Below are 25,270 nucleotides of genomic sequence, written 5' to 3'. Positions count from 1 at the left end.
GCCCGTTCCCCCGGGAGCGCGCCCGGCCGGCGGCAAGCCCCGCGCATCCCATGATCGAGAGGAGACAGCATGAACCCCAGTAAGAGGCAATTCCTGGGCGGCGCCGCGGCGCTTTGCCTGGCGCCGTGGCTGCCCGCCAGGGCGCAGTCCGACTGGCCCACGCGGCCGGTCCGCATCATCGTGCCGTATCCGCCCGGCGGCTCGTCGGACATCATCGCCCGCATCCTGGCGCCCCGGCTGAGCGACGCCCTGAACCAGACCGTGGTGGTCGAGAACAAGCCCGGGGCCAACGGCAATCTCGGCGCTGGGCTGGTAGTGCAGGCCGCGCAGGAGGGGCATACGGTGCTGCTGTGCGACGTCGGCGCGCTGGCGATCAGCCCGTCCGTCTACACCAAGCTGTCCTTCGATCCCTCCAAGGACCTGCGCGCGGTGGGCATGCTGGCCTATTCGCCGCACGTGCTCGCGGTGCATCCGGACGTGCCCGCGCGGACGGTGCCCGAGCTGGTCGCGCTGTCGAAGAAGCAGCGCCTCAACTTCGCGGTGACGGCCATCGGCAGCGCGCCGCACCTGGCCGCGGTGGCCGTGCAGCAGGCCACGGGCGCGCAATGGGAGTACGTGCCCTACAAGGGCGGTTCGCAGGCGGTGACCGACACCATCGGCGGACAAACCCAGATCATCATGAATGGGCTGCTGGCCACGCTGCCCCACATCAAGGCCGGCAAGCTGCGGCCGATCGCGATCTCCAAGCGGGAACGCATGCAGCTGGTGCCGGACATCCCCACGATTTCCGAGCAGGGCGTGGCGGGATTCGAGTCCGGCACCTGGCAAGGCGTGATGGCGCCGGCCACCACCACGGACCCGGTCGCCAGCCGCCTGTCGGAACTGATGGCCCGGATCGTCAGCCAGCCGGACGTGACGGCACAGCTGAACGAACAGGGGGCGGAGATCGTCACGCGCAATCCCGCCGAGCTGGCGCAGTTTTTCAATAGCGAGCGGGCACGCTGGGCCGCGGTGGTGAAAAGCACCGACATCCGGCTGGACTGAGGCGGGCGGGCGAGCCTTCCTGGACAGGCCCCCGCAGGCGGGCGCACACTGGAAGCGGCCCGCGCCCGTCCAGGCCCCGGCGCGGCGCGGGCAGACGGCCGCGTCGCGCTTTCCGGAACCGCCGCGGCCCCGCAGGGGGGGAGCATGCAGTCATGAAATTCCCATGGGCGGTGGCGTTGCTGGCGGCGGCCTGCGCGCAGGCGGCGGCGCAAGGCGGCGCGGCCGAGGTGCCGCGGCCCGCGCCTTCGGCCCGCGTCATTCCCGATAGCTGCGTGGGCGCGTCCTGCCCGCGACTGGTCAACCCCGGCGCCTCGACGGAACCCTGCCTGGGCATCGGCTGCGCCACGGCGGGCAGGCCCCCGGGGCCGCCGGCCCCGCCCTCCAGCGGCCCGAGCCGCCAGCCGGGCTGGGTCAGCCCTGCGCCGTCGCGGCTGCCGCCCATGCCCGCGCAGCGCGGCGTGCCGACAGGGCCGCTGACGCCCGCGCCGCCGCTGCCGGTGCCGCGCTGAGTGAGGGTGAACGGCAGGGGCGGCCTCCGGTGTTCCTGGGTCGGCAGAAAAACCGGAAAAAAAACCGGAAGAATTACGCGTTTGGCTGGATATATTTTCCCATTGCTGGCTGTCTCCGACACTTCCCATGCGCCGGTCAGGTTTGCGTTTCCGCTTGAATCCCTGCCGATCCTGCTTCCCGCGCTTTACGGGACGGAGGAATAGCGCGCGACGGCGTATCCGGTCAACCCGCGCCGGCCCGCGCACCCGCCATCCGCATATACGCCCGATAGGGCTCCGACGAAGCAAGCGCTTCCAGCAGTTCGCGCAGGATGCCCTGCACGATCTTCACCGCCTGGGTCAGCGGACGGCTGGACGCGGTGGCCAGCATCAGGCGGGTGGACAGGCCGGGGTTGACGATCCGGCGGGCGACCAGCTGGCCGCCGGCCAGTTCGCGCACCACGGCGGGCACGCCCAGCACGGTGTGGGCCAGCCCTTCGAGCACGATTTCCTTCATCAGCTCCAGCGCGTCCATCTCGAACGCCACGTTCAGCGGCAGGTCCGCCTGCGCCGCGGCGTGCTCCAGGGTGCGGCGCAGCCCGTGGTTGCGGGTCGGAAGCGCCAGGGGCAGGCCGCGCAGCTGCGCGAAGTCGATGGCGGCCTGGGCCCGGGCGGCGGGCGCCAGGCTTTGCGCGGGCGACACCAGCACCAGGTCCAGCTCGGCCAGCGGGTCGACCACGATGTGCTGCGAGCGCCGCGCATCGTGCAGGACGGCGATGTCCACGCGCGCATTGGCCAGCCATTCATGCACGTAGCCGCTATAGCCGGTGATGACGTTCAACTGGATGCGGGGATGCCGTTTCCACACTTCCGCCACCAGCGGCATGCCCACCATATGGCACAGCGTGGGCGTCAATCCCAGCGTGACCTGGCCGGAGGGCGAGTTCTGCTCGTCGTGGAATTCGCTCACGACGCGGGTCATCTGCGCCAGCAGCGGGCGCAGCCGGTCCAGCAGCTTTTCGCCTTCGGGCGTGAGCGACACGCCGCGACCGTTGCGGTAGAGCAGGGCGCAGCCGCATTCGTCTTCCAGCTTCCTGACCTGCCGGCCCAGCGCGGACTGGGCGATGCCCAGCACGGAGGCGGCCTTGGAGAAGCTGCCTGCATCGGCGACGTGGATCAGGTTCTCGATCTTGCGTAGGTCCATCCCGGGTGCCGCGGCCGCGCATGGGGCGGGCCGGCGTTCCTTCCTCGTGTGCGTTTTATGTATATCTGATAGGCAGAGTATGCCTATATGGCAAGGCTGCGGCCACCCTAGAATTCCCGGGAAAAGGGCGCCGCGCGCGCCCGTTCCCATCCATTCCCCAGTCCTTTTCCTTTTTCGGCCCTCCATGACGCCTTCTTCCGCATCGAACACGTCCGCCCACGCCTTGCTCAAGGTCTTCGCCGCGAATGGCATCGATCGCGTTTTCGTGGTGCCGGGCGAAAGCTACCTGGGCGTGCTCGACGCGCTGCACGATTTCCCGGGCATCGACGTGGTGACCTGCCGGCACGAGGGCGGCGCCGGCTTCATGGCCTGCGCCGACGGCAAGCTGACGGGGCGGCCGGGCGTGGCCATGGTGTCGCGCGGCCCGGGCGCCGCGAACGCGGCCATCGGCGTGCACGCCGCGCAGCAGGACGGCGTGCCCATGATCCTGCTGATCGGGCAGGTGCCGGCCAGGGACCTGCGCAAGGAAGCCTTCCAGGAAATCGATTACCAGAAGATGTACGGCGCCATCGCCAAGTGGGTGCACGAGGTGGCGCGGCCCGAGGACCTGGCCTGGGCGGCGCTGAAGGCCTTGCGGGTGGCGACGTCGGGCACGCCGGGGCCGGTGGTGCTGGTGGTGCCGGAAGACGTGCAGCAGGCGGCGGTGCCGCAGCCGGACTGGGCGGCCGAGCCGGCCAGCCCGACCCAGCCCGCGCCCGCCGCGCTGGCGCGCCTGCAGGCCTTGCTGAGCGCGGCCCGCAAGCCGCTGATCATCGCCGGGGGCGGGTTCAACGCGCCGGGCGGCCGCGAGGCCTTGCGCCGGCTGGCCGAAAGGCACGGCATCCCGGTGGCGGTGTCGTTCCGCCAGCACGATCTTTTCCCCAACACGCACGCGCTGTACGCCGGCGACCTGGACCTGGCCACGCAGGCCGCGCAGGTGGCGGCATTCGATTCCAGCGACCTGATCCTGGCCCTGGGCACGCGCCTGGGCGACATCACCACGCAGGGCTATGCCTTCCCGGGCTATCCCAGGCCCTCGCAGACCCTGGTGCACTGCCACCCCGACGCGCACGTCGTGAACCAGCACTTCACGGCCGACGTCGGCCTGGTGGCCGATCCCGTGGCCACGGCGCTGGCGCTGGCCGAGCTGCCGGTCTCGGAGGCGGCCGCGGCGCGCAGCGACTGGGCCGCGTCGCTGCGCGCCATCCGCGAGCGCGCGGCGGCCTGGCCCAGCCCCGTGGCGGAAGACGGCGTGCCCTTCGTGTCGGTGGTGCGCGCGCTGGCCGAGCAAGCGCCCTCGGACCTGATGGTCTGCCTGGACGCGGGCACTTTCGCCGCGCCGGTGTACCGCCATTTCCCCTTCGCCGCCCCGCAGCGGCTGATGGCCTCGCAGTCGGGCGCGATGGGCTATGGCACCCCGGCGGCGATCGTCTCGCAATTGCGCTTTCCGTCCCGCAAGGTGGTCTGCCTGGTGGGCGACGGCGGCTTCATGATGACCGGCAACGAAATGATCGCGGCGGCCGAGCGCGGCCTGCCGGTGTTCTTCATCGTGTCGAACAACAACTGCTACGGCTCGATCCGGCTGCACCAGGCGCGCACCTATCCGGGACGCTACACCGGCACCAGCCTCGCCAGCCCGGACTTCACGATGATCGCCCGCGCCTTCGGCATGCGGACCGAGCGCGTGACCCGCGCCGACCAGGTGGCCGGCGCGGTGGCCCGGGGGCTGGCCTCGACCGCGCCGTGCCTGGTGGAGGTGAAGACCAGCCTGGGCGCCATCCTGCCCGCCGGCGTCGGCAGCGAGGCCGGCGTCGACCTGCTGCGCCGCGGCGACTGAGCCGGCTCAATCGCGGTAGCCGGGGTCCTTGCGGTCCATCAGCCGCAGCATGGCCGGCCATTCCAGCTCGCCGAACGGCCGGCGCGTGGTGGGCTGGTACAGGTGCCAGGTCTTTTCGATCACGGCCGGGGGCGGCACGCAGAGTTCGCGGTTGGCGGCCAGGGCATCCACCTGTGCCTTGCACGCCATTTCCAGCCAGTACAGGGTGTTGAAGGCCTGCGCGATGGTGGGACCCACGGCCAGCAGCCCGTGGTTGCGCAGGATCATCGCCTCGGATCCGCCCAGGTCCGCCACCAGGCGTTCGCGCTCGTCCAGGTCGATGGCGACGCTTTCGTAGTCGTGATACGGGATCTTCGCGAAGCGCATGGCCGTCTGGGTCAGCGGCAGCAGGCCGCAGCGCAGCGCGGACACCGCCATGCCGGCGCGCGTATGCGTATGGATCACGCACTGCACGTCGTGGCGCGCCGCGTGCACGGCGCTGTGGATGACGTAGCCGGCGGCATTGATGCCGTATTCGCCGGTATTGGCCAGCGCCCGGCCGTCCAGGTCGATCTTGACCAGGCTGGACGCGGTGATTTCGTCGTACATCATGCCGTAGGGATTGATCAGCAGATGATCGTCCGAACCGGGGATCCGGGCCGTGATGTGGTTGTAGATGAGGTCGCTCATCCCGAAGTGCGAGACCAGCCGGTAGCAGGCGGCCAGCTGGACGCGGGTATCCCATTCCTCGGGGCTCATGGCGGAAGCGGCGGGCATGGTTGTCGTCTCCTGTTCAGTCCGTGGCTTTGACGTTGAAGTCGCGGACCACCCGGCCCCACGACTCATATTCGCTTTTCATCAGCGCGCCGAATTCGGCGGGCGTGGCGGTGGTGCGGACCTGGGCGCCCAGATCCGCCAGCTTGTCGCGCACGGCCGGGTCGGCCAGCACGGCGTTGACCTCGGCCGCCAGCTTTTCCTGGATCGGCGGCGCGATCCCCGCCGGCGCGATCAGGCCCAGCCAGGCGCCCATGTCGAAGCCGGGAAATCCCTGTTCGGCGACGGTGGGCACGTCGGGCAGGCTGGGGACCCGTTCGGGGGTGCTGACCGCCAGCGCCTTGAGGCGGCCGGCCTTCACCAGCGCCAGCGAAGACACCATGGTGTCGAAGGTGGCGTAGGTCCGTCCGCCGACGATGTCGGTCTGCGCCTGGCTGCTGCCCTTGTAGGGCACGTGGATCATGCGGGCGCCGGCCTTGGCCAGCAGGACGGAGGTGACCAGGTGGCTGGTCGTGCCCACGCCGGTGGTGGCGTAGGTGTATTGGTCCGGCCTGGCTTTCACGGCCGCGAGGAATTCGCCCAGGTTGCGGGCGGGGTTGTCGGGGCTGACGACGAACAGGTAGGGCAGCCAGGTCAGCAGCCCGATGGGCGCGAAATCCTTGCGGGCGTCGTAATTGAGGTTGGGGTAGACGTGGGGGTTGATGGCCTGCGGGGCCGAGGCGCCTATCATCAGCGTGTAGCCGTCGGGCCGGGCGCGCGCGCCCAGCCCCGCGGCGATGGAGCCGCCGGCGCCGGGCTTGTTCTCGACGATGAACTGCTGGCCCAGGCGCTGCGCCAGGCGGTCGCCCAGCATCCGCGCGACGGTGTCGGTGGCGGTGCCGGGCGGAAAGCCGACCAGGATGGTGACCGGCTTGGAGGGATAGGGGTCCTGCGCGCAGGCCGGCGCCGACGCCCAGGCCGCGCCGGCCAGCAGGGCCGCCAGCGCGGCGCGGCGCCATGACGGCTTGCCCGCGTGAAGGGCGGATGGTGTTCCGCCTCGCGTTATCGCATTGCGCATCGTAGTCTCCAGTCATTGTTCTGATGGCGGGAGAGCGCCTGCGCCTGCCCGCAACGGGTCCCTGTCGGGCAGCCCGTCGCCGATCAAGGTCGCACAAGGGCCTGCCGCCTTCAATGTCGTTGGCGGCCAAGCAGATAGCGCGAAATGGCATAGAGGGCGGACGCCTCGCGGGCGTCCGCCCGGGGGATCAGGCCGTCAGGCTGATCCAGGTGGTCTTCAGGTCGCTGTACTTGTCCAGCGCGTGCAGCGATTTGTCTCGGCCGAAACCGGACTGCTTGACCCCGCCGAAAGGCACGGTGATGTCGCCGTCGGCATAGCAATTCACCCACACGAGCCCGGCGCGCAGGCGGCGCGAGAGGCGGTGGGCGCGCGACAGGTTCGCGGTCCAGAGCCCGGCGCCCAGGCCGTAGACCGAATCGTTGGCCAGCCGGACGGCGTCGTCCTCAGTGGAGAAGCGCTGGGCCGCCAGCACCGGGCCGAAGATCTCCTCGCGCACCAGGCTGTTGCCCTGGTCCGCGCAATCGAAGATGGTGGGCTCGATGTAGTAGCCGCCGGTGGCGCCGAGGGCCTGGCGGCCGCCCATGCGCAGGCGGGCGCCTTCGGCGGCGCCGGCCTCGATGCGGGCGAGCACGCCGCGCATCTGCCGCTCGTCCACCATGGCGCCCATGGCGGTGGCGGGGTCCAGCGGATCGCCGGGCTGCAGGGCGGCGGCATGCGCGGCGACCTTGGCCATGAACGCGTCGTAGATGCCGTCCTGCACGTACAGGCGGGAGCCGGCGATGCAGACTTCGCCCTGGTTGGAGAAAATGCCCAGCGCCGCGGCGAGCGCCGCGCGGTCGAGATCAGGGCAGTCCTCGAACACGATGTGGGGCGACTTGCCGCCGCATTCCAGCCAGACGCGCTTCAGGTTCGACTGGCCCGAATACTCCATGAAGCGCTTGCCCGTGGCGGTGGAGCCGGTAAAGGCGATGCAGTCCACGTCGGGATGCAGCCCCAGCGCCTGGCCGGCCTGGGCGCCCAGGCCGGGCACCACGCTGAAGACGCCGGCGGGAATGCCGGCCTGCTCGGCCAGGGCCGCGAGGCGGATGGCCGACAGCGAGGCCTGCTCCGCCGGCTTGAGGATGACGCTGTTGCCGGCCGCCAGCGCGGGCGCGACCTTCCAGGCGGCCATCATCAGCGGATAGTTCCACGGCACCACGGCGGCGACCACGCCCAGCGCTTCGCGGGTAATGGTGGCCAGCGCGTCCGGGCCGGTCGGGGCGATCTCGTCGTAGATCTTGTCGATGGCCTCGGCGTACCAGGCGTAGCAGCGCGCCGTCTCCGGCACGTCGAAGGCGAGCGCATCGCGTATCGGCTTGCCCATGTCCAGCGTTTCGAGCAGGGCGAGTTCTTCGCGGTTGGCGTCGATCAGCGCCGCCAGGCGCAGCAGCCGCTCCTTGCGCTGGCGCGGCGCGAGGCCGCTCCAGACGCCGGCCTCGAAGGCCCGGCGCGCGGCGCGGACCGCGCGGTCCACGTCGGCCGCGCCGCAGGCCGCCACGTCGGCCAGCTTGCGGCCGTCGATAGGGCTGGTGGCGGGGAAGGTGGCGCCGTCGGCGGCGTCGCAGTACGCGCCGTCGATGTAGGCGCGGCCGTTGAAGGACAGGGCGGCGGCCTTGGCGCGCCAGTATGCGGTGTCTTGGGTCATGGTCATGCCTGCTTGGCGTTGGCGCGCGCCACCATGGCGTCGAGCAGCACGTTGCAACCCGCTTCCAGGTCGGCGGGCTTGGCGTCTTCGATCTCGTTGTGGCTCACGCCGTCCTTGCAGGGCACGAAGATCATGGCGGTCGGCGCCACGCTGGCCATGTAGACGGCGTCGTGTCCGGCGCCGGTCACGATGTCCATGGCGGCCAGGCCGCGGCGGGCCGCGCCGTTGCGCACCTTGCCGACCAGGTCCGGGTCGAACGGGGTGGGCGGGAAGTACTGCACGTGCTTGACGTCCACGTCCACGTTATGGCGCTTGGCGATCTCGGCGCAGATTTCCAGCCAGCGGCGGTCCATCTCCGTGAGGGTGGCCTCGTCTTCGTGGCGCAGGTCCACCGTCATGCGGACCTGGCCGGGGATGACGTTGCGCGAGCCGGGGTGCGCGTGGATCTCTCCGACGGTGCCGCGGCCATGGGGCTGGTTGGCGTTGGCGATGTCGACCACGGCCTGCAGCAGGAAGCTGGCGGCGTACAGCGCGTCGCGGCGGATCGGCATCGGGGTGGGGCCGGCGTGCATTTCCATGCCGGTAATGGTCACGTCGTACCAGCGCAGGCCGAGCGAGCCGGTCACCACGCCCACTACCTTTTCCTCGTGTTCCAGGATGGGGCCTTGCTCGATATGCGCCTCGAAGTACGCGCCTACCGGGCGGCCGCCGACGGGGTCCGCGCCCGCATAGCCGATGGCGGCCAGCTCGTCGGCCACCGACTTGCCGTCGCGGTCCGTGGCAGTCAGCGCCACTTCCAGCGGGAACTTGCCGGCGAACACGCCGGAGCCCATCATCACCGGCACGAAGCGCGAGCCTTCCTCGTTCGTCCAGATCGCCACTTCCAGCGGCGCCTCGGTCACGACGCCGTGGTCGTTCAGCGTGCGCATGACCTCCAGGCCCGCCAGCACGCCGTAGCAGCCGTCGAACTTGCCGCCGGTGGGCTGGGTGTCGATGTGGCTGCCGGTCATGACCGGCGGCAGGTCATTGTCGCGGCCGGCGCGGCGCGCGAAGATGTTGCCCACCTGGTCCACGCGCAGCGTCATGCCGGCATCGCGCATCCAGCCGGTGACGAGGTCGCGGCCCTGGCCGTCCAGGGCCGTCAGCGCCAGCCGGCAGTTGCCGCCCTTGGGCGTGGCGCCGATCCGGGCCAGATCCATCAGCGACTTCCACAGCCGCTGCCCGTCGATAGAAATAGTCGTCGTCATGTCGATAGCTCCTGCTTGTCAGTGGGCCGCGCGGGCCAGCGCCGCGTCGCGGATGCCCGTCAGCGTTTCGCCCGGCGAGATGCCGTTGGCGTCGTAGCGGATCTCCAGCAGCGCCGGAAGGTTCTCGCGCTGCGCGAAGGCCAGCGCCCGTTCGAAGGCCGGGCCGAAGTCGGCCGTGCGCTCCACGGCCTCGCCGTGGCCGCCGTAGCCGCGGATGATCTGGGTGAAGTCCGGGTTCTCGAAGGACAGCGCGATGGCGCGGGCCGGGAATTCGCGTTCCTGGTGGGCGCGGATCGTGCCCCAGATGCCGTTGTTGAACACCAGCACGACCACGCCCAGGCGGTATTGCAGCGCCACGCCCAGTTCCTGCATGTTCATCTGGAAGCAGCCGTCGCCCGCGTAGCACACCACGGTGCGGTCGCGGTTTTCGAGTTTGGCGGAAATCGCGGCGGGCAGCCCGTAGCCCATGGACCCCACGGTGGGGGTCAGGCTGCTGCCCGGGCCGGCGTAGCGGCGGTAACGGTGCGGATACAGGGCGTAGTTGCCCGCGCCCACCGTGATGCAGGCGTCCGGCGGGATGTGGGCGTCGACGTAGGCGGCGGCCTCGTCCAGGCTCATCGGGCCGGGCGAGGGCAGCGGGGCGAGGCTGTCGGTCAGTTCCTCGTGGGCGGCGCGCACGGCTTCTCCGCGCGGCGAGGCATGGCCGGGAACCAGCGTGGCCGCGGCGGCGGCGAAGCTTGCCACATCGGCCACGATGGCCTGGGTGGGCGAGAACACGCGGCCCAGCTCGGCCGCGTCGGGGTAGACGTGGATCAGCTTCTGGCGGGGCAGCGGGCTCTCGATGACGGTGTAGCCCTCGGTGGTGGCTTCGCCCAGGCGGGTGCCGACCGCCAGCACCAGGTCGGCGTCGAGCAGGCGCTGGCGCAGCGCGGGCGTCATGGCCCAGCCCACGTGGCCGGCGGCATTGGGATGGCGCTGGTCGAAGGCTTCCAGGCGGCGCCAGGCGGTGCCGACCGGCAGCTCGAAGCGCTCGGCGAAGCCGGCGATCTGGTCGATCGCGGCCTGGTGCCAGCCATTGCCGCCCAGCAGCAGGAACGGGCGCTCGGCCGCGTCCAGCAGCTGGGTCATGCGCGCCAGGTCCTCGGCGCCGGGATGGCTGCGCACCCGGGTGTAGCGCGGCAGGTCGGACACGCTGGCCCGGCCCCACAGCGTGTCCTCGGGCAGCGCCAGCACCACCGGTCCGGGCCGGCCGCTGGTGGCCACGGCGAACGCGCGGGAAATGTACTCGGGGATGCGGTCGGTGCGGTCGATCTGCGCCACCCACTTGGCCATCTGGCCGAACATGCGGCGGTAGTCGATTTCCTGGAAGGCTTCGCGTTCCATGAAGTCGTTGCCGACCTGGCCGACGAACAGGATCATCGGCGTGGAGTCCTGGAAGGCGGTATGCACGCCGATGCTGGCGTTGGTGGCGCCCGGGCCGCGGGTCACGAAACAGATGCCGGGCTCGCCGGTCAGCTTGCCGTAGGCCTCGGCCATGTAGGCCGCGCCGCTCTCCTGGCGGCAGACGATGGGCTCGATGGCATCGGTGTGCTCGTTGAGCGCGTCGATGCACGGCAGGTAGCTTTCGCCGGGAATCATGAACACGCGGCGAGCGCCATGGATGCGCAATTGCTGCATCAGGATCTGGCCGCCGTTGCGTTCGGGGATTGCGGCTGGCGTCATTCGGAGTCTCCTTGTTGCGGGCTGGCCTGCGCGCGGCGCGCGGCGGCCCAACGTTCGAATTGGTGGTGGCGGGCCAAGAGGCGGCGCGCGGTGTTGTAGACGGGCGGATCGATGCGCTCGGCGTCGTTGCGGCCGGCCCGCTGCGCCTCGAAGCGGGACACGCAGTCGTGCGCGGCCGCGACTTCGTCGGGGGCAGGGGTGAAGACGGCGTGGATCATCGGCACCTGTTCGGGCACGGTGGCGCACTTGGACTTCAGGCCCAGGCGGCGCGCCCAGCGCAGGTCGGCTTCCAGCGCCGGCAGGTCGCGGTAGTTGAAGGGGCAGTCGATCGGCAGCACCCCGGCGGCGGTGCAGTCCACCAGGAAGCGCGCGCGCAGGTGATGCAGCTCGATGCCGTCCTTGCCGCGTTCGGCGCCCAGGCTGGCGGTCAGGTCTTCGGCGGCCAGCAGGCTGGCGGAGACCCGCGGGCTGGCGGTGAGGATCTCGTAGGCGCGGTGCACGCCCAGCGCGGATTCCAGCGTGGGAACGATCTCGGTGCTGCCGGCGGGCAGCCCGAGCTCGGCTTCCAGGGCGGTGATGGCCTGGTCCAGCGCCGCGATCTGCGCCGCGCTTTCGGCATGCGGCAGGAACACCGCGTCCGGGGCGCCGGGCATGATTCCGCGCAGGTCCGCCAGGCCGTCCTCTTCCAGCTTGTTGATGCGCGCGGCGGCCACCACGCCCTGGGCGCGGCAGCGCGGGAACAGCGCCGCGATGCGGACGCGGGCGGCCGGCCGGTCGCCCGGCGCGGTGAACTCTTCCAGGTCGGCGACCAGGGCGTCGGCGCCGCTGGCCAGGGCGGCCGCTTGCGCGCCGGCATCCATGCCGGGCACGAACATCCAGCTGCGGCGCAGGGCCGCGGGGCGCAGGGTGGGTTTAGCAGGGTTCATTGCACATGCCTCGGCAGGAAGAGCACCAGTTCAGGAACGAAAGTGAGCAGGAGCATGACGGCGGTCATGGCCAGCATCATCCAGGACAGCGGGCGCAGCGTCTGCATCATGTTGATGCCGCCGATCTTGCAGGCGGCCATCAGGTCGACCCCGACCGGCGGCGTATTGGCGCCAATGGCCATATTGATCGACAGCAGGATGCCGAAGTGCACCGGATCAATGTTGTAGTGCGCCAGGACCGGCATGACAACGGGGGCCACGATGATGATGACCGGGATCGCCTCCATGAAGGTGCCCAGCAGCAACAGCACGACCGTGAGCACGAGCAGCACCGCGACCCGGCTGTCGGTCCAGTCGACCAGCAGCGTGGACAGGGCCTGCGGCACCTGCTCGGCCACCAGCACCCAGGCGAACAGGCCCGAGGCGCCGATGATGAGCAGGATGGACGCGCTGCTCTCGCCGGTGGACTTGAGGTTGTCCCACAGCGACTTCAGGCTCAGCGTGCGGTACCAGAAGAAGCCGACCAGCAGCGCGTAGACGATGGCGCTGGAGGCGGCCTCGGTGGCCGTGAAGATGCCGAAGCGGATGCCGCCGATGATCAGCACCGGCACCATCAGCGCCGGCAGCGCGTCGATGGCCGCGGCGCGCAGCTCGGACCCGCTGAACGGCTGGCCGCCGGCCCAGTTGTGCTTGCGCGACTGCCAGATGGCCACGCCGATCAGCGACAGCCCCAGCAGGATCCCCGGGATGATGCCGGCCATGAACAGCTTGCCCACCGAGGTGTCGGTGATGGTGCCGTACACGATCAGCACGATGCTGGGCGGAATGATGGTGGACGTGGCCCCGGCGCTGCCCACCAGCGCGCAGGAAAAGCCCTTGTCGTAGCCGCTGCGCGCCATGGCCGGCAGCAGCAGGCTGCCGATGGCGACCACGTCGGCCACGCCCGAGCCGGACAGCGCGCCGAACATCAGGCAAGCCAGCACGGCGACGACGGCCAGGCCGCCTTTGATGTCGCCGACGATGGCCGCGCATAGGCGCACGATGCGCTGGGTCAGGCCGGCGCCGTTCATCAGCTGGGCGGCCAGGATGAAGAGCGGAATGGCCAGCAGCGTGAAGCTGTCCAGCCCCACCACGTACTGCTGCGCCGCGACCATCAGGGGCGCGGAGTCGTAGACGGCCAGGTAGGCCAGGCAGGAAAGCACCAGGCCGAAAGCGATGGGCATGTCGATCAGCACCGTGACCGTGAACACGCCCATCAGGAAGAGAGCACCCGAAGACATTATGTCAATCCTTTACTGCGGTGGCGGGCACCGGGGAGAACAGCTGCGCCAGGTGCACGACCACGGTGATGGCGCAGGCGAAGGGCAAGGCCAGGTAGACCGTGCCGGCCGAAACGTCCAGCGCCGGCAGCGTCTGGTCCATGGTCAGCTCGGCCAGCTGCCAGCCGGCATAGCCCAGCGCCGCCAGGCCGACGATGATGAGCGCCTGGTTGATGCGCTCGAACGCGGCCAGCACCCGGGGGTTGCGCACCATGAAGGGCAGCAGGCCCGCCATCAGGTGCGAACGCTCGAAGCTGCAGGTGACGCCGCCGATGAAGGCCGACCACACCAGCACCAGGCGGGGCAGTTCCTCGGCCCAGTGCGGCGTGGTGTGGGTCACGAAGCGGGCGAACACCACGTAGGAGATCAGGATCGCCAGCAAGGCCACCGCCAGGGCGGCGAAGGCCTTGCTGATGCCCGACAGGATCGCGGACAGTCGGTTGAGCATTACTTGGCCTCGCGGTACTTCTGCACGAGGGCCATCAGCTCGGGGCCGTAGGTGACCGAGTAGGTCTTCCAGACGGGCTCGACGGCGGCGGCGAAGGCGGCCTTGTCGACCTCATTGACCTGCATGCCTTTTTCTTTGAGCTGGGCGATGAACTGCTGGTCGCCCTCGCTGATCATCTTGCGCTGGGCGTCGCGCCACTTGTCGGCGGCGGCCTGCACCACCTGCTTGTCCTCGGCCGAGAGCTTGTTCCAGACCGGCTTGGAGACGATCAGGTTGGCCGGGCCCCAGACGTGGCCGGTCAGCGACAGGTACTTCTGCACTTCGAAGAACGACGAGGTGTAGATGATGGAGAGCGGGTTCTCCTGGGCGTCGAACACCTTTTGCTGCAGGGCCGAGTACAGTTCGCCGAAGGCCAGGGGCGCGGGGTTGGCGCCCAGCGCGGTGAAGGTATCCAGGCGCATCTTGTCCGGCGTCACGCGGGTCTTCAGGCCCGCCAGGTCGGCCGGCTTGGCGACCGGGCCGCGGTTGTTGGTGACGTGGCGGAAGCCGTTCTCCCACCAGGACAGGATGACCAGGTTCTTCTTGTCGGCCAGCTTGGACAGGGCGGCGCCCAGTTCGCCGTCGAAGGCCTTGTAGGCCTGCCCGGAGGTGGTCCACGTGTAGGGCAGTTCGACCACGCCGAACTTCGGCTCGATCGGCTGCAGCGAGCCCGAACCGATGATGGCCGCGCCCTGGCTGCCGATCTGCAGGCCTTCCAGCATGGTCTTTTCGTTACCCAGCTGGCCGCTGGGGAACAGCACGAAATTGACGCGGCCGGCGGTCTTTTCCTTCACTTCGGCGGCGAAGCCTTCGGCCGCCTTGTTCCAGCTGTGGCTGGGGGCCAGCACGTGGCCGAGCTTGATGTCCAGGGCGTGGGCCGACAGCGGGGCCAGGCCGGCCACGGTCAGCAGGGCGCCGCCCAGCAGGGCGCGCAGCGCGCGCGGCGCGGGGGCGAATCGGAAAGCGTTGGTCATGGCGAGACTCCAGTAGCGGATGGTTAGGGCGGGGCGGGAGGGGAGGAATGGGCGGGGCGGGCCCCGTTCAATAGGATTGGGCCCGCATCGAGGCGGGGCGGCCGGGCAAGGGGACGCGGGTGCCGGTGTCGGACAGGCCCTCGTCGCCGACGGCCAGCACCTGCATTTCCGCGTCCAGGAAATTTCCGACGTAGAGGTAGCGGCTGTCGGGGCTGAAGGCGACGCCCTCGGGCAGCGCGCCGACCTCGATGGCGCCGGCGCGGGTGACGCGCAGGCCGTCGATGCGCAGCAGCACGATCTGTCCGCGGGGGTGGTGGAACCACTCGTCGGGCGGGTTGTTCGAGCCTTGCACGATGGCGACCGCGGCGTAGCGGCCGTCCGGGCTGATGGCGATGCCTTCGGGGCCGTCTTCCACCATGACGCGGTCGATCACCCGCGGCGGCGTGGCGGTCAGGTCGATCACGCTGACGGAGTCGGCGTGGCCGTCCGACGCCGTCGGGCTGCCCATGTCCACCACCAGCGCCAGCGCGCCGTCGGGCGACACCACGAGATTGAAGGGCACCAGGCCGGTCGTCAGGTCCTCGGCGGGGTCGTGGGTCACGCGGGGCGCGGCATTGCTTTCATCGATGCGCAGCACGCCCAGGCGGTGCGTGTCGGTCTTGACCACGAAGGCGCGGCGGCCGTCGGCGGAGAACGACACGGCGACCACGGGCGTGCCGACGTCGACTTCTCCGCATACCTCGACGCGGCCGCCGGCGATGCGCAGCACCGATACCGAGCGGCCCGCCTTGTTGGCGACCAGCGCCAGCGAGCCGGCGCGATTGATGGACAGGCCGGACGGCTGCAGGCCGACTTCAAGCCGCTGCGCAATCGCCGGCGGGCGGGCCGCCAGGTCGATCACGTACAGGTCGCGGCCCGGCGCGGGCTGCCAGCCGGCGCCGTCGTCGCGCGCGGGCCAGGCCATGGAATCGGCGATCAGGCCCAGGCGCTGGTCGGGCGCGACCGCAAGGTTGACCGGCGGGCCGAACAGCGAGTTGGGCAGCGCCAGCGTGGCGACCGGCTCGGGGCGGGCCGGATCGGCGCCGGCATCGAAAATGCTCAGGGTGTCGTGGCCGGGCGCGAGGAACCGGATCCTGCCGTCGTTCCAGGTGACCTTCTGGTCGTTTCCGACGAGCAGCAGATGGGGGGAGTTGGCCTGGGTCATGCCGCCATTTCCTGGAGATCGGGCACGGCCAGCGTGGCGCCGATGAGCTGCCGGGTGTAGGGGTGGGTCGGGGCGAAGTAGACCTGCTCGGCGGGGCCGCGCTCGACCACGCGGCCGCCCTGCAGCACCACGATCTCGTCGGCGATGTGCTGCACCACGGCCAGGTTGTGGCTGATGAAGAGGTAGCCCAGGCCGCGCTCGCGCTGCAATTCCATCAGCAGGTTGAGGATCTGCGCCTGAACGGAAACGTCGAGCGCCGAGGTCGGCTCGTCGCAGATCACCAGTTGCGGCTCCAGCATCAGCGCGCGCGCAATGGCCACCCGCTGGCGCTGGCCGCCCGACAATTCACGCGGATAGCGCGAGGCGAAGGCCGGCACGAGGCCGACGGCGTCCATCATGCGGCGCACCGAAGCCGCGCGCGCGCCGGCGTCGCCGATGCCGTGCACCTGCAGCGGCGCGGTCAGGATTTCGCTGATGGTGCGGCGAGGGTTGAGCGAGGAATACGGATCCTGGAACACCATCTGGATGCGCCGGGCGCGGGCCCGGGCGGGCATGGCCGTCAGCGGCTGGCCGTCCAGCAGCGCGCGGCCCTGGGTGGGCGCCAGCAGGCCCAGCATCAGCTTGGCGATGGTGGACTTGCCGCTGCCGGATTCGCCCACCAGGCCGACGGTGCGGCCGGCCGGCACGTGCAGGTCGATGTCGTGCAGGATGCGGGGCGCGGGGCGGCGCGAGAACAGGCTGGCGCGACCGTACTGGAACGACAGGCCGTCCAGGCTGATGCTGGCGCCGCGGGAAGAATGGGCGTTCATGCCGGGACTCCATGGCGCATCGCGCCGGGTTTCACGCAGTAGCAGCGGTGGCCGTCCTGCACGCGGGCCGCGAATGGCTGGCCGCAGCGCGGCTCGGCGACCGGGCAGCGGTCGCGGAAGGCGCAGCCGGTGATGGCGGCGTCCAGCGAGGGCACGGCGCCGGCGATGGTGGGCAGCTCGGCCCGGGGCGCGGTGCGGCCGGGCTGGGGGATGCAGTTCAGCAGCATCGCCGTATAGGGATGGCTGGGGCGCTCCAGCACGGCCTGCACGCTGCCGGCCTCGACGATGTCGCCCGCGTACATCACGATGACGTGGTCGGCGATGCGCGCGACCAGGCCCATGTCGTGCGAAATGAACACCAGCCCGAGGCCGAATTCGGCCTGGATGTCGCGCAGCAGGTCCAGCAGTTCGGCCTGCACCGTGACGTCCAGGGCCGTGGTGGGTTCGTCCGCGATCAGCAGCTCGGGGCCGCACATGAGCGCCATGGCGATCATCACGCGCTGGCGCAGCCCGCCCGAGAGCTCGAACGGATACTGCCGCATGCGCTCCCCGGGGTTGGCGATGCCGACCCGGCGCAGCAGGTATTCGGCGCGCTCGGCGGCCTCGCGGCGGCTGACGCGCTTGTGGCGGCGCAGCACGTCGATCAGCTGGGTGCCTATCGGGAACACCGGGTTGAGCGAGGTCATCGGATCCTGGAAGATCATGGCGATGCGGGCGCCGCGCAGTTGCGCCAGCGCCGCCGGCGTCAGCGCGGCCAGGTCCTGGCCGGCGAATTCCAGCTTCGCCACGCGGCGGCGGGCGGCCGCCGGCAGCAGGTCCAGCAGCGCCAGCGCGGTCAGCGACTTGCCGCAGCCCGATTCGCCCACGATGCACAGCGTCTTGCCGCGTTCCAGGCTGAAGTCCACGGCGCGCACCACGTGCTTGACGTGGGTGGGCGTGTGGATGTCGATGTGCAGGTCCTGGACCCGCAGCAGGGGTTGGGCGATGGCGTTCATGTCAGCCCTTCTTCATTTGAACGGCGCGCAGCGACTCGCCCGCCCGGTTGACGCACAGCACCAGCACGAACAACACGACGCTGGGAATGACCACCAGCGAAGGCTGGAACAGCATGTTTTCTTTGCCCTCGGCGATCATCAGGCCGAGCGAGGGCATTGGCGCGGGCACGCCCAGGCCCAGGAAGGACAGCGAGGCTTCGAGCGTGATGGCCATGGCCGCGTCCACCGTGCCGATGATGAGGAGGTTGCCCACCAGATTGGGCAGGATGTCGCGCCAGATGATCTGCAGATGGGTGCAGCCCTGCAGCCGCGACGCGGTGACGAACTCGGCGTTGCGCAGGCCGGCCGCCATGGTCCGCGCCACCAGCGCGTACCGCTCCCACAGCAGCAGGCCCAGCACCAGCACCACGACGGTGAGCGATGCGCCCACCACCGACACCACGGCCAGCGCCACCAGGATGATGGGCAGGGCGAGGCGGGCGGTGATCAGGAAGGACACGGCGCGGTCCACCGGGCCGCCGAAGTAGCCGGCGACCACGCCCAGCGTGGTGCCGATGAGCCCGCCCATCAGCGCCACAGACAGGCCGATCAGGGCGGACACGCGCACCCCGTACAGGGCGCGCGCCAACACGTCGCGACCGAGCTGGTCGGTGCCCAGGATGTGGTTCCAGCTGCCGTCCTCGCCCCACACGGGCTCCTGGAGCCGGGCCAGCAGATCCTGCGTATATGGATCGTGCGGAATCAGGTAGGGGCCGATCAGGCCGGCCAGCACCAGCAGCGCGAGCATGACCAGGCCGAAGCGGCGGCCCAGCCGGGCGGCGCGTTCGCCGCGACCGGGAGCGGGAAGCGTAGAGGCGATACTGCTCATGATGACACTCGCACGCGGGGGTCGAGCCAACCGTTGATCAGGTCGGCGACCAGGGTGAGGACGATGTAGATGAGGGCGAAGATCAGGATCAGCGCCTGCATGGTGGGGAAATCGCCGCGCAGGATCGAGGTCCAGGCCAGCAGCCCGGCGCCGTTGATGGCGAACACGGTCTCGATCACCACCGAGCCGGCCAGCAGCGTGCCCATCTGGGCCGCCGCCAGCGACACCAGCGGGCGCAAGGCGTTGCGCAGCGCGTACTTGAGCACCACGCTGGGGCCGCCCAGGCCCATGGCGCGGGCGGTGCGGATGTAGTCGGTGGCGAGCACGGTTTCCATTTCGGATTTCATCAGGCGCAGCATGGCGGGCATGGCGAACAGGCCCAGCGCCGTCACCGGCATCACGTAATGCTTCCAGGAGTCGAAGCCGGAGGCCGGCAGCCACTGATTGCGCACGCTGAAGACGATGATCAGCAGGAAGGCCAGGCAGAACGGCGGCATGGCCTGGGCGCAGGCCGACAGCAGCATGGTGAGGCGGTCGGCCAGCGAGCCCTTGCGCAAGCCCGCGATCACGCCCAGCGGAATGGCCAGCAACAAGGCGAACAGCATCGCGGTCAGGCCCAGCTTGGCGGTGGCGGGGAAATGCTGGCCCAGCAGTTCGGCCACGGGGCGGCTGAAGTACAGGCTGTCGCCGAAGTCGCCGCGGGCCACGCCGGCCAGCCAGCGGCCATACTGCACCAGGATGGGATCGTCGAAGCCGTGCAGCTGGGACAGGCGCGCGGCGTCGGCGGCGCTGCCTTCGCCGGCCAGCCGCGCCGCCGGATTGCCGGAGGCGAACACCAGCGAGAAGCTGATCAGCGACACGAACACCACCAGCAACGCGGACACCAGCAGGCGGCGGAACAGGAATGCAATCATGGGTCAACCTTTGTCGGTGAGCGCCGGCGGCCGCCTTCCGGGCGCGAGGGCGCCGGGAAGGGGAACCGCGCCGGCGCGGCCGGCAATCCGGATCAGTTCCAGGAGGCCTTGTAGAAACGCGGGAACTCGTCGCCGTCGACCGAGAAGTTCAGGTCCTTGGCCTGCACGGCGTTGAGCGAGTGGTTCCACAGCGGCACCCAGTACGCCTGTTCCGCCACGATCTTCTGCGCCGCGCCGTAGTTCTTGGCGCGCAGCTCGCGGTCGACGCTGGTGTCGGCGGTTTCCAGGTACTTGATGACCTCGGGGTTGCGGGCCTGATCGTCCGGGCCGCCGCGGAAGAAATTGCTGGTGGACAGCGCCGCGTCGGCGATGCCGTAGGAGCCCCAGTTCGAGGACAGCATGGCGATCTTGCCTTCGCGCCAGTTGGTCATGGCGGTGCCGTACTGCTGTTCGACCAGGTTCAGCTTGATGCCGGCCTGCGCCATCTGCGCGGCGGCCGCGTCCAGGATGGCGCGCGGCGGCGCGGAGATCACCAGGTCCAGCGTGACGCCGTTGGGATAGCCGGCCTGGGCCAGCAGCTGCTTGGCGCGGGCGGGATCGAACTTGTAGGACTGGACGTCGGCCGCGCAACCGAACTGCGCCGGATTGCAAGCCGCGTCGATCACCTTGGACGCGCCGCCCACCAATGCCTTGCGGATGGCCTCGCGGTCGATGGCATGGTTGATGGCCTGGCGCACTTCCTGCCTGGCCAGGGGCGACTTGCCGTCGTCGAAGCGCGGATTCAGCGAGATGTAGCTGATGCGCATGATGCTGCTGCTCTTGACCGTGACCGTGGGCTGCTTCTCCATGCGCTTGGCCACGTCGGGCGGCACGCGCCAGATCCAGTCCAGGCCGCCGGACAGCAGCTCGGCGTATTGCGTGTTGGCGTCGGGCAGCACGCGCACCACCAGCTTCTGCACCGCGGGCTTGGGGCCGAAGTAGTCTTCATAGCGCTCGTACACGTAGCGGCTGCCCGGCAGGCTCTCGACCAAACGGTAGGGCCCGGTGCCGATGGGCTTGGCGCCCATGTCGGACTGGTTGGCCTCGTAGTACTTGCGCGGATAGATGGGCAGGTTCTCCGACAGCATCTCCAGCGCCAGCGGGTACGGCGTCTTCATCTTGATGCGGACCGTGTCGTCGGACGCCTTTTCCACCTTGGCGATCCACGCGACCTGGTTCTGGAAGCGCGCCTTGTAGCCTTCGGAGGACACCAGGTTCAGCGTGTACAGCACGTCGTCGATGGTGAGCAGCGTGCCGTCGTGGAACTTCACGTCCTTGCGGATCGGCAGTTCGATGGTGGTGTCGTCCACGAACTTGTAGCCGGTGGCGATGGCCGGGCCGAATTCCCCCGTGTCCTGGTTCTTCTGCAGCAGGCCGGAGAAGACCATGCGCGCCAGCGCCAGGCCCGGGCGGTCCGATTCCTTGTAGGCATCCAGCGTGGCCGGGGCCGCGTCGAAGGCGATGTTGAGGGAATTGTCGGCCTTGTTGGCCTGGGCGGGGTGGGCGCCGAGCGCAAGTAGCGCCGCGCTCACCAGCTTTACGGTACGGGTCAGCTGCATGTTTTCACCTTGATATGTTTTAGGTATATGACTTACGGGGACTGCGGGTGCTGCGGAACTGCGTATCTGCGGGCAAGCCGCTCCCCTTGCCGCGGGCGGCGCCAGGGCGCCGGCGGTGCATGCACGGTCGGAGGGGAGGGGCGGGCGCCAGGGCGCCCGGCGAGGGTTAGCGGGTCATCGGTTCATCGGATCCCAACGCTGCCGAAGTCTTCCCGCAGGCGCGCCAGGATGCCGACCAGGTGGTCGTGCATGGCATGGCGGGCGCGGATGGGATCGCGGTCGACGATGGCCGCGAGGATGCGTTCGTGCTCTTGCTGGGCTTCGCTCCACACCTTGGTGGTCACGAAGTGTTCTTCCAGCCGATGGAATACCGGGCTCAGCGTGCTGAGGTGCCAGATGTGGGAAATCGCCGCGGCCAGGGCCGCGTTGCCGCAGGCCGCGCCGATCGCGCCGTGGAAGGCGCGGTCGTGCACGCTGGGCGATTCGGTCAGGGACATGCTTTCGTGCGCCGCGCGGATCGCGGCGATCTGCGCCGGCGAGGCCTTCTGCGCCGCCAGGGCCGCGCATTCGGGTTCGATCAGCAGGCGGGTCTCCAGCAGGTCGAACGGCCCGATGTCGGTGGCCTCGGCGCCGTCGGCGGGCGCGGACGCCTGCGGCGGCTGCAACTGGCCGTCTTCGCGCAGCGCGTTGACGAACACCCCGGTGCCCACGCGCACTTCCACATAGCCCTCGATTTCCAGCGCGATCAGCGCCTCGCGCACGGAGGCGCGGCTGACCTGCAGCTGCTCGGCCAGCTCACGTTCGGCGGGCAGCCTGCCGCCTGCGGGGAAATCGCCCGCCTTGATGCGCGCGGCGATCTGGTCGGCAATCATGCGATAGAGGCGGGTGGAGGCTACGGCCTGGAGAGCGGTCATCGTTGCGTCGGGGTGGTGGGTCGGGACGTAGAGCGTAATGGGTCTGCGCGGACTTGTCTTGCCATGGGCGGCTTGCCGCCTTAGGGCCTGGCTATCTGGTGGCCCAGTGGTCAGGCCACTGGACGAAATGTACCGGCGGCATCCCGGCTTGTGAACCGGGAAGATCCGCAATTTATTGATTTCTAGGGAAAACCACTACGGGAGCCCAACTTCCGGCGGGCCGCCGCCCGGCGTGTCGCGCGCGGCGGCGGGGACGCGCCTTCAGGCCGAGGCCAGGCCGCCGAAGAAGCGGGCCGCGTTCGATTCCAGCCCTTCGATGTAATAGCCGCCTTCCTGCACGATCAGGCAGGGCAGCCCCAGGGCGCCGGCTTCCCGGCCCAGCCGCTCGAAGCCGCTTTCGCTGACCGCGACCTTGGCCTGCGGGTCCTTCTCGAAGATGTCGAAACCGAGGGACAGGACCAGCGCGTCGGGCTGGAACAATTCGATGGCGCGGCGCGCCTGGGCCAGCTTGTCGAAGAACACCGATTCCGGCGAGCCGTGGGGCATGGGCAGGTTGATGTTGTAGCCGTAGCCTTCGCCAGCGCCGCGCTCGTCCTCGAAGCCGGCCACGACCGGATAGAAATTCCGCGGATCGCCGTGGATGGACACGTACAGCACGTCGCTGCGCTCGTAGAAGATTTCCTGGATGCCCTGGCCATGGTGCATGTCGGTGTCCAGGATGGCCACGCGCGGAAACCGCGAGATCAAGTGTTGGGCGGCGATCGCGGCATTGTTCAGGTAGCAGAAGCCGCCCGCGGCGTCGCGCCGGGCATGGTGGCCGGGCGGCCGGCAGATGGCGTAGGCCTGGCGGTCTCCGGCCAGCAGTGCGTCCGCGCCCGCGATCGCGCATTGCGCCGACCAGTAGGCGGAATGCCAGGTGTGCGGCCCCACCGGGCAGCTGCCGTCCGCGAGGTAGCGGGCCGCCTGGGCGAGCACGCCGCGCAGCGAGTTGGGCTCGCGCACGAAGACGTTGGACACGACCTCGTCGCCCCAGTCCTCGGGCAGCTGCTTCCAGTCGGCATGGGCGCCTTGCAGGAAACGCAGGTAATCGAGCGTGTGGACGGCGGAGATCGCGCCGGCGCCCCGGTCGGGCGGGGGCTGCACGTCGAAGCCCAGCCGGCGGGCGGCCTGCGCCAGCGCGTCCAGGCGCGAAGGCACTTCCTGCGGGGTGCGCATCTTGCCCCGCGAGAAATAGGTCTGGGGATGGTGCAGTTTCTGATCGTCGTGGAAATACGCCTTCATGCTTGATGCCCCTCGCTCTGGAAGTGGTTGCGATGATGAACTTATACGGCCGCGGCGCCCAGGCCGGCAATATCGAGCAGCCAATCGATGAATTCCCGGACCTTCTCGCGCTTGGCCTCGCTGGCGCGGTACGACAGAAAATGCGTCTCGCGCTGGACCTCGGGAAACTCGCCGCAGCCCAGCTCCACCAGCTCGCCGCGCCCGATTTCCCTGGCCGCCAGCCGGGCGCTTTCCAGCACCACGCCCATGCCGTCCACGGCCGCGGCGATGGCCATGGCGGCCCGGTCGAACGAGGGCCGCGGCGTGTCGGGCAGATGCAGGCCGTTGGCCGCGAACCAGTCGCTCCAGGTCACCCGGCTGAGTTGCGAGTCGATCAGGGTCAGGCGCGAAATCAGTTGCCGCGCGGGTAGGTCGGAGCGCGCCAGTTCGGGCGAACACAGGGGAAGGATGGGCTCGCGCCCCAGCGCCACGGTCTGCATGCCGGCCCGTTCCAGCGCGCTGCCGTAAGAGACCGCCACGTCGATTTCGTTCGCGCGGGTCAGGTCCAGCGGTTCGGCGCCGGTGGTCAGCCGGATCGTGATGCGGGGATGCGCCTGGGTGAAGTCGCTCAGGCGCGGCCCCAGCCATTTCGCGGCGAAGCTGGGCGCGCAATGCAGCGCCAGCACCTGGGCTTGCGGGGCCAGCGCCACTTCGGCGCAGGCGGCTTCGACCACGTCGAACACGCGGGTCAGGCTTTCCAGCAGGCGCACGGCCTCGGGGGTGGGTTCGACTCGGCGGTTGCGGCGCAGGAACAGCTTGCGGCCGAAATACTGCTCCAGCTCCTTGACTTGGTGGCTGATGGCCGAGGGCGTGAGGTGCAGTTCCTGGGCGGCCAGCGCAAAGCTCTGCAAGCGCGCCGCGGCTTCGAAAGCGCGCAGCAAGACGAAGTTTGGAACGCGTCGCACGGGGCCGCCTTTCAGGTGAATGGGATTCATCTTTCCATGAACAACCATCGTTTGTCAAAGGATTGGGCGGCGCCGAACATAGTCTCCACCCCGAACAGCAGAAAGGAGCAGCCATGTCGGCCGTATTGGAAAAAGCGCGTCCCGCCATCGATCTCAATGGCCGGATCTCCATCTATCAGCCTGAGCAGGAAGGGCTGATCTATCCCGAACTGCCGGTGTTCGCGTCCCACGCGGAGCATCGGCGGCATCTGAAGGAACGCCTGGCGGTGGCCTGCCGCGCATTCGCGCTGCAAGGCTTCGACTACGGGTTCGCCGGACACCTGACGGTGCGCGATCCGGAAAACCCCGGCGTGTACTGGACCAACCCCATGGCCGTCCACTTTTCGCAGGTCAAGGTATCGAACCTGATACTGGCCGACCACGAAGGGCGCGTGGTGGAAGGGCGCCATGCCGTGAACCGCGCCGGCTTCGTGCTGCACGCGGCGGTCCACGAGGCGCATCCGGACATCGTCGCCATGTGCCATGCGCACACCGTCCACGGCACGGCGTTCGCGGCGCTGGGCCGCCCGCTGGAACCCATCAGCCAGGATGCCGCGGCCTTCTACGAAGATCACGTCGTCATCGGCGACGAGGCCGGGCAGGTCGCGGTGGAGGTCAAGGCGGGCCACAAGGTGGCCAACGCGTTTCGCGGCGTCAAGGCCGCGATCCACCAGAACCACGGCCTGCTCACGGCCAGCCGGCACAGCATCGAGGCGGCCGCGTTCTGGTTCATCGCGCTGGAACGGTGCTGCCAGCAGCAGATGATGGTCGAGGCCACGGGCATCAAGCCGCGCCTGGTGACCGAGGAGCGGGCGCGCTACAGCCGCGAGCACGTCGGCAGCGAATACATCGGATGGCTGCACTTCCAGGCCATCTGGGACCAGTTGGTCGCGACCCAGCCCGACATGCTGGATTGACGCCGG

The 25,270-nt window shown here is 69.7% G+C and carries 23 protein-coding genes; 4 read left to right on the top strand and 19 right to left on the bottom strand.

Features of this window, described 5'->3' with window-relative positions; genetic code table 11:
• Nucleotides 1–69 precede the first annotated feature (69 nt).
• Together ADE01S_RS12010 and ADE01S_RS12005 are read left to right on the top strand one after the other, a co-directional pair.
• Entirely contained in the window at nucleotides 70–1,044 is a 975-nt protein-coding gene (locus tag ADE01S_RS12010; RefSeq protein WP_062681923.1) for a Bug family tripartite tricarboxylate transporter substrate binding protein, read from the top strand.
• 152 nt (nucleotides 1,045–1,196) lie between these two features.
• The gene (locus ADE01S_RS12005) at nucleotides 1,197–1,553 is read left to right on the top strand and encodes a hypothetical protein (RefSeq protein WP_062681922.1); all 357 of its coding nucleotides are present in this window, start codon (nucleotides 1,197–1,199) and stop codon (nucleotides 1,551–1,553) included.
• Nucleotides 1,554–1,776: 223 nt separating this feature from the next.
• Here ADE01S_RS12005 and ADE01S_RS12000 read toward each other — a convergent pair whose 3' ends face one another.
• Nucleotides 1,777–2,736, bottom strand: a complete 960-nt coding sequence (locus ADE01S_RS12000) for a LysR family transcriptional regulator (protein WP_062681921.1) — start codon at nucleotides 2,734–2,736, stop codon at nucleotides 1,777–1,779.
• A 184-nt stretch (nucleotides 2,737–2,920) separates the two neighbouring features.
• On the opposite strand from ADE01S_RS12000, the gene ADE01S_RS11995 reads away from it, so the two are divergent.
• Complete coding sequence (locus tag ADE01S_RS11995) at nucleotides 2,921–4,612, top strand: thiamine pyrophosphate-dependent enzyme (RefSeq protein WP_062681920.1); 1,692 nt, start codon at nucleotides 2,921–2,923, stop codon at nucleotides 4,610–4,612.
• 6 nt (nucleotides 4,613–4,618) lie between these two features.
• Here the strand turns inward: ADE01S_RS11995 and ADE01S_RS11990 are convergent, their stop codons facing one another.
• From ADE01S_RS11990 to ADE01S_RS11905, 18 genes are all read right to left on the bottom strand, one after another.
• Nucleotides 4,619–5,368 carry a class II aldolase/adducin family protein gene (locus ADE01S_RS11990; RefSeq protein ID WP_062681919.1) on the bottom strand — a complete coding sequence of 250 codons (750 nt, stop codon included), beginning with the start codon at nucleotides 5,366–5,368 and terminating at the stop codon, nucleotides 4,619–4,621.
• A 16-nt stretch (nucleotides 5,369–5,384) separates the two neighbouring features.
• Nucleotides 5,385–6,422, bottom strand: a complete 1,038-nt coding sequence (locus ADE01S_RS11985) for a Bug family tripartite tricarboxylate transporter substrate binding protein (RefSeq protein ID WP_062681918.1) — start codon at nucleotides 6,420–6,422, stop codon at nucleotides 5,385–5,387.
• 187 nt (nucleotides 6,423–6,609) lie between these two features.
• Entirely contained in the window at nucleotides 6,610–8,106 is a 1,497-nt protein-coding gene (locus tag ADE01S_RS11980; RefSeq protein WP_370511537.1) for an aldehyde dehydrogenase, read from the bottom strand.
• A gap of 2 nt (nucleotides 8,107–8,108) precedes the next feature.
• Nucleotides 8,109–9,353 (bottom strand): Zn-dependent hydrolase, encoded by a 1,245-nt coding sequence (locus tag ADE01S_RS11975; protein WP_062681916.1) that lies wholly within the window; start codon nucleotides 9,351–9,353, stop codon nucleotides 8,109–8,111.
• Nucleotides 9,354–9,371: 18 nt separating this feature from the next.
• A complete protein-coding gene (locus ADE01S_RS11970) occupies nucleotides 9,372–11,075 on the bottom strand; it encodes a thiamine pyrophosphate-binding protein (protein ID WP_062681915.1) in 1,704 nt (567 codons plus the stop codon).
• Entirely contained in the window at nucleotides 11,072–12,001 is a 930-nt protein-coding gene (locus ADE01S_RS11965; protein ID WP_062681914.1) for an HpcH/HpaI aldolase/citrate lyase family protein, read from the bottom strand. Before ADE01S_RS11965 ends, ADE01S_RS11970 begins: the two co-directional genes overlap by 4 nt.
• Nucleotides 11,998–13,281 carry a TRAP transporter large permease gene (locus ADE01S_RS11960; RefSeq protein WP_062681913.1) on the bottom strand — a complete coding sequence of 428 codons (1,284 nt, stop codon included), beginning with the start codon at nucleotides 13,279–13,281 and terminating at the stop codon, nucleotides 11,998–12,000. Before ADE01S_RS11960 ends, ADE01S_RS11965 begins: the two co-directional genes overlap by 4 nt.
• A gap of 4 nt (nucleotides 13,282–13,285) precedes the next feature.
• A complete protein-coding gene (locus tag ADE01S_RS11955; protein WP_062681912.1) occupies nucleotides 13,286–13,768 on the bottom strand; it encodes a TRAP transporter small permease in 483 nt (160 codons plus the stop codon).
• Entirely contained in the window at nucleotides 13,768–14,781 is a 1,014-nt protein-coding gene (locus ADE01S_RS11950) for a TRAP transporter substrate-binding protein (protein ID WP_062681911.1), read from the bottom strand. Before ADE01S_RS11950 ends, ADE01S_RS11955 begins: the two co-directional genes overlap by 1 nt.
• Nucleotides 14,782–14,848: 67 nt before the next feature.
• Nucleotides 14,849–15,985, bottom strand: coding sequence for a lactonase family protein (locus ADE01S_RS11945; protein ID WP_062681910.1), 1,137 nt, complete (start codon nucleotides 15,983–15,985; stop codon nucleotides 14,849–14,851).
• Nucleotides 15,982–16,794 (bottom strand): ATP-binding cassette domain-containing protein, encoded by an 813-nt coding sequence (locus ADE01S_RS11940; RefSeq protein ID WP_062681909.1) that lies wholly within the window; start codon nucleotides 16,792–16,794, stop codon nucleotides 15,982–15,984. The genes ADE01S_RS11945 and ADE01S_RS11940 overlap by 4 nt, the downstream gene beginning before the upstream one ends.
• Entirely contained in the window at nucleotides 16,791–17,789 is a 999-nt protein-coding gene (locus tag ADE01S_RS11935) for an ABC transporter ATP-binding protein (protein WP_062681908.1), read from the bottom strand. The genes ADE01S_RS11940 and ADE01S_RS11935 overlap by 4 nt, the downstream gene beginning before the upstream one ends.
• A gap of 1 nt (nucleotide 17,790) precedes the next feature.
• The gene (locus ADE01S_RS11930; RefSeq protein ID WP_242663471.1) at nucleotides 17,791–18,657 is read right to left on the bottom strand and encodes an ABC transporter permease; all 867 of its coding nucleotides are present in this window, start codon (nucleotides 18,655–18,657) and stop codon (nucleotides 17,791–17,793) included.
• Nucleotides 18,654–19,571 (bottom strand): ABC transporter permease, encoded by a 918-nt coding sequence (locus tag ADE01S_RS11925; protein ID WP_062681907.1) that lies wholly within the window; start codon nucleotides 19,569–19,571, stop codon nucleotides 18,654–18,656. The genes ADE01S_RS11930 and ADE01S_RS11925 overlap by 4 nt, the downstream gene beginning before the upstream one ends.
• Before the next feature lie 92 nt (nucleotides 19,572–19,663).
• Nucleotides 19,664–21,169, bottom strand: coding sequence for an ABC transporter substrate-binding protein (locus tag ADE01S_RS11920; RefSeq protein WP_062681906.1), 1,506 nt, complete (start codon nucleotides 21,167–21,169; stop codon nucleotides 19,664–19,666).
• Nucleotides 21,170–21,351: 182 nt separating this feature from the next.
• On the bottom strand, nucleotides 21,352–22,083 hold the full coding sequence (locus ADE01S_RS11915) for a FadR/GntR family transcriptional regulator (RefSeq protein ID WP_062681905.1): 732 nt from the start codon (nucleotides 22,081–22,083) through the stop codon (nucleotides 21,352–21,354).
• 261 nt (nucleotides 22,084–22,344) lie between these two features.
• A complete protein-coding gene (locus tag ADE01S_RS11910) occupies nucleotides 22,345–23,364 on the bottom strand; it encodes a histone deacetylase family protein (protein WP_062681904.1) in 1,020 nt (339 codons plus the stop codon).
• Between the two features lie 41 nt (nucleotides 23,365–23,405).
• Nucleotides 23,406–24,308 carry a LysR substrate-binding domain-containing protein gene (locus ADE01S_RS11905; RefSeq protein ID WP_242663470.1) on the bottom strand — a complete coding sequence of 301 codons (903 nt, stop codon included), beginning with the start codon at nucleotides 24,306–24,308 and terminating at the stop codon, nucleotides 23,406–23,408.
• Between the two features lie 113 nt (nucleotides 24,309–24,421).
• Between ADE01S_RS11905 and ADE01S_RS11900 the strand changes: the two genes are divergently transcribed.
• Complete coding sequence (locus ADE01S_RS11900; RefSeq protein ID WP_062681902.1) at nucleotides 24,422–25,264, top strand: class II aldolase/adducin family protein; 843 nt, start codon at nucleotides 24,422–24,424, stop codon at nucleotides 25,262–25,264.
• The last annotated feature ends 6 nt before the right edge of the window (nucleotides 25,265–25,270 follow it).

Source organism: Achromobacter denitrificans NBRC 15125 (genome assembly GCF_001571365.1).
Lineage (GTDB): Bacteria > Pseudomonadota > Gammaproteobacteria > Burkholderiales > Burkholderiaceae_B > Achromobacter > Achromobacter denitrificans.
Note: the sequence above shows the minus strand (reverse complement) of the source record. Positions and strands in the feature narration are given on the sequence as shown.